Genomic DNA, 4,038 nt, shown 5'->3' with positions numbered 1-4,038 from the left:
ACTTTCTACACACACTTTTTGTCCTATAACTCGAAAATTTTTTAGTGTATTATTGCACTATATTGCATAAAAAAACGCCTGTCAAAGCATTCGCTTAACAGGCGTTCCGGTTAGAAGATTAATTAATACTATTCAAAGTTTGCTTTCGAAGCGGCCGTATTGTCGGTTTTTACCTTAGTATCAGCCTTAACTTTAGCTTTCTTGTCTTTCTTATCTGCTTTTGACTTATCGTCAGCTTTTACCTTTTTGCTGCTCTTAGAGTCAATAGCCGCTTTTAAATCCTGTTCCATGGTCACCGCTTTATCGGCGGAACTTAACGTTACCAAAGAAGTGCCATTCATAAGAACTTGGTTGCCCTGAGCTACCGGGATTCCCACATTATTATCATGATAGTATCTTGCCAATTTGCCGGCCACCAAATAAGCCCGCATGGCGCCCGTATATTGCCCGCTGGCCTCACCCGTATAAACAGGCTTTTTATTGACATAGACTACATCATCCGTAACACTTACATGTTTCCCGGAGTAGTCCTCAATACGTTTCAAATGATCGAGAATACGCTGACTCATCTTCGGATGGTTATTGGGATTGACAATTTGCCCCAAACCATCGGTGTACAAATCGCCGTATTTATCGCGCAGAACCGCCATGGCCACAGCCGCAGCGCCCACATTATAACCGGCATCGGCCAATAGTTTAAAGCCCCATTCATCAGCCGCTTTTTCTTGACTTACGCTGAATACCTGCTGGTTAACATAGTTACCCGCCACATTGCCGAGGAGCACACTAAGACCGCCCGCATTTGCCGTGGCAGCACCAACTGCCGTCTGCAAGGCTACGCTTTTGCGAATGCCCCGGATGGCATCCTTGTTTTCACCATGACCGATTTCATGACCCACAACGGACGCAATCGCCGCATCATCCATCATATCCATGAGACCTTTATTGATAGACATGACACGACCAAGGCTCATAGCCGCATTGGCATCTTCTTCCGGTGTTACATATACTACATACGTCCGCTTTACATCAGGTGTATCGGTTAGACTTTCAAAAATCCGCTTAGCTCGATCCTGATAGGCATAATTATTATAATATCCGGTATTTTTCTGACGTTCTTCGAGCATTTGCTGCTGACCGTCATCGGTATCATCGATACGAGATAATTCCGTATTGACCGTTACCATGGCCAATGTACCGCCCAACAATACATCAAACACACCGGCTGCCTCTGCTTTAAAGCCCGCCAAACCGGTAAAACCGCTACCGCCGGCCAAAGTTAAGCCAATAGCCGCCGCCAATACAGTTCGTCCCCAGCGTTTCATACAGTGCCTCCCCTACATCTCATCCGTACGCATAGTAATATCGCGGAATCTGGTGAATTCCCCTTGGAATAAGAGATTAACCGTGCCCAATGCGCCGTTACGATGTTTACGAATAATAACTTCCGTTACATCTTCCTGATTTTCATCTTTACTGTAATATTTATCACGATATAAAAAGACTACAATGTCCGCATCCTGTTCCAACGAACCCGATTCACGAAGGTCACTCAAGACCGGTCGTTTATCGGTACGCGATTCAACACCGCGGCTAAGCTGCGACAAAGCAATCAAAGGTACGTCCATTTCACGGGCAATCAATTTAAGGTTTCGGGAAATTTCCGAAATCTCCTGCTGACGGTTATCGCTATTACCGCCATTGCGCCCTGTCATGAGCTGCACATAGTCGACGATAATAAGATCCAAACCCTGTTCAACTTTCAGACGACGCAGTTTGGATCGCATCATTTGAACCGTAAGGCCCGGCGTATCATCAATATATAACTTGGATTCACCAAGTTGTTCCAATTGCCCGATAAGTTTCGGCCAATCTTCCTGTAAGAGGCGCCCCGTACGCAAACGGTCCGAAGGCACTTCCGTAGCGGATGACAAAATACGACCTACCAATTGTTCGGCAGACATTTCCAAGGAGAAAAAGGCAACGGACCCTTTACCTTTTACGGCCACATTATAGGCCAAGTTCAAAGTGAACGCTGTTTTACCCATGGAGGGGCGAGCGGCCACAAGGATTAAGTCAGAGCGCTGCAAGCCATTAGTTATCTTGTCCAAATCTTTGAAGCCCGTGGAAATACCGGTCAAGCTGTCACCATAGTTCTGTAATTCACCGATTCGTTTCATAACATTGGTCATTACGTCACCAAGGCTGACAAACGAAGTTTCCGCTTTTACCGCACCGGTTACATTTAAAATACTGCTTTCCGCATCATTTAAAATGTCCGGCACTGTTTTGTCCCCATTGTAGCTTTCACCGACGATGCGATTACCCGCGTCAATGAGGCGACGCAAGGTTGATTTTTCAGCCACAATACGAGCATGCTCTTCTACATTAAAGGACGACATAGCATCATTGGTGAGTTCCGCAATGTAATTAATACCGCCCACTTCGTCGAGTTTTTTCATGCGCGTCAATTCTTCTGTCAAAAGGACCATATCGACGCGACGATTACCGCGGCGCACGATATTTTCAATGGCTTCATAGATAATACGGTGCGCATCGCGATAAAAATCACTGCGACCTACAATACTGCTGACGGAATCATAGATATCATTCTCGGTTAAAAGAGCCCCGAGAACAGCCTTCTCCGCCTCAATACTATGGGGTGGAATGCGCGCTTCCGCCATATTATGCCTCCACTAATTCAACTTTAATAGTAGTCGTAATTTCAGGATGTACGCGAATCAACACATCATGAACGCCCAAAGTTTTGAGCGGTTCTTTGAGTTCAATTTTCTTTTTATCAACGGCTACATCGAATTGAGCGGCCAAAGCATCGGAAATATCTTTACCTGTAACGGAACCGAATACACGGCCCGCATCCCCCATTTTTACAGGAATGCGTACTTCTACTTTAGCCAACTGGCTGGCCAAAATCTTCGCTTCATCAGCATTTACTTGTTTCTTGTGAGCTGCCGAAGCTTGTTGCTGCTTAGCATTATTCAAGTTAGCAGGCGTACCTTCTAAAGCCTGGCCTTTTTTAATCAACACATTGCGGCCGTAACCTTCACTGACCTCAATGATTTCGCCTTTTTTACCTACTTTTTTTACATCTTCCAACAAAATTACTTTCATTCTGCTTTTTCCTCCTTCTTCATAGAAGCAAGCTGGCCTTTAGCTACACTTTTTACAGCTTCCACCGCTTCTTCCATGGTCATATCATATAGCTGGGCGCCGGCTACGGTACGATGACCGCCACCGCCCAAGGCTTCCATAACAAGCTGAATATTCATAGCCCCTTGCGAACGGGCACTTACGCCGATACCGCCATCCGACAAAGTATAGAGCACATAGCTGGCTTCGATACCTTCAATGGTGATAAGCTTATCTGCCGTTTGAGCCGACAGAATGGACGCGTTCTGGATACCCGCCGGACAAGTGGTAATCGCCATGCCGTCAAAACGTTCCGCATCGGCCAACATTTTAGCCCGCAATTGGATGCTGTCAAAACTTTCCATAAACAAATGGCGCACAATGAATAAATCCGCACCGGAACGGCGCAAGAAAGACGCCGCATCAAAAGTACGCGATCCCGTTTGTACCACAAAGTTCTTCGTATCCACTACGATACCGGCATATAACGCACTCGCTTCCACCACATTGAGTGAAATCGGGTCTACGAAATACTGAATTAATTCTGTTACCAGCTCACTGGTGGACGACGAAGCCGGTTCCAAATAAGTGAGCAATGGTTTTTCAATAAAGTCGGAGGCACGACGGTGATGGTCAATAACAACGCGACGTTTAGACTTCTGCAAGGCTTTTGGCGCCGCTACCATATCCGGTCGATGCACGTCCACTACAAATACGAGGGTTGTATCGGTTACAAAATCTTCAGCCGCTTGTGGCGTGATTAACAGACTTTCAAAACCCGGTTCAGTAGGGAATAAATCTGACAATTTCTTAATAGCCACAGTTTGATCGCTTACAGCTACGTGAACGGATTTACCGGCCGCTCTAGCCATGGCGGCTACGCCGATG

The 4,038-nt window shown here is 46.2% G+C and carries 4 protein-coding genes; all 4 read right to left on the bottom strand.

Going from position 1 to position 4,038, the window contains the following annotated elements; translation table 11 throughout:
• Nucleotides 1–128 precede the first annotated feature (128 nt).
• Nucleotides 129–1,325 (bottom strand): M48 family metalloprotease, encoded by a 1,197-nt coding sequence (locus tag QZL64_RS11235; protein WP_021842071.1) that lies wholly within the window; start codon nt 1,323–1,325, stop codon nt 129–131.
• A gap of 12 nt (nt 1,326–1,337) precedes the next feature.
• Nucleotides 1,338–2,684, bottom strand: coding sequence for a replicative DNA helicase (gene dnaB / locus QZL64_RS11230; RefSeq protein ID WP_021842070.1), 1,347 nt, complete (start codon nt 2,682–2,684; stop codon nt 1,338–1,340).
• A gap of 1 nt (nt 2,685) precedes the next feature.
• Complete coding sequence (gene rplI / locus QZL64_RS11225; RefSeq protein WP_021842069.1) at nt 2,686–3,132, bottom strand: 50S ribosomal protein L9; 447 nt, start codon at nt 3,130–3,132, stop codon at nt 2,686–2,688.
• Nucleotides 3,129–4,038: DHH family phosphoesterase (locus QZL64_RS11220; protein ID WP_296309583.1), on the bottom strand; the 910-nt coding region annotated here is incomplete at its 5' end. The genes rplI and QZL64_RS11220, both read right to left, overlap by 4 nt.

The organism is Veillonella sp. CAG:933, from assembly GCF_000431435.1.
Classification (GTDB): Bacteria; Bacillota; Negativicutes; order Veillonellales; family Veillonellaceae; genus Veillonella_A.
This window is presented reverse-complemented; position numbering and strand designations above follow the sequence as displayed.

Bases quoted from the DNA above. Each gene is read 5' to 3' on its own strand.
- dnaB (WP_021842070.1), bottom strand. From the start codon at position 2,684: ATGGCGGAAGCGCGCATTCCACCCCATAGTATTGAGGCGGAGAAGGCT.
- QZL64_RS11235 (WP_021842071.1), bottom strand. From the start codon at position 1,325: ATGAAACGCTGGGGACGAACTGTATTGGCGGCGGCTATTGGCTTAACT.
- rplI (WP_021842069.1), bottom strand. From the start codon at position 3,132: ATGAAAGTAATTTTGTTGGAAGATGTAAAAAAAGTAGGTAAAAAAGGC.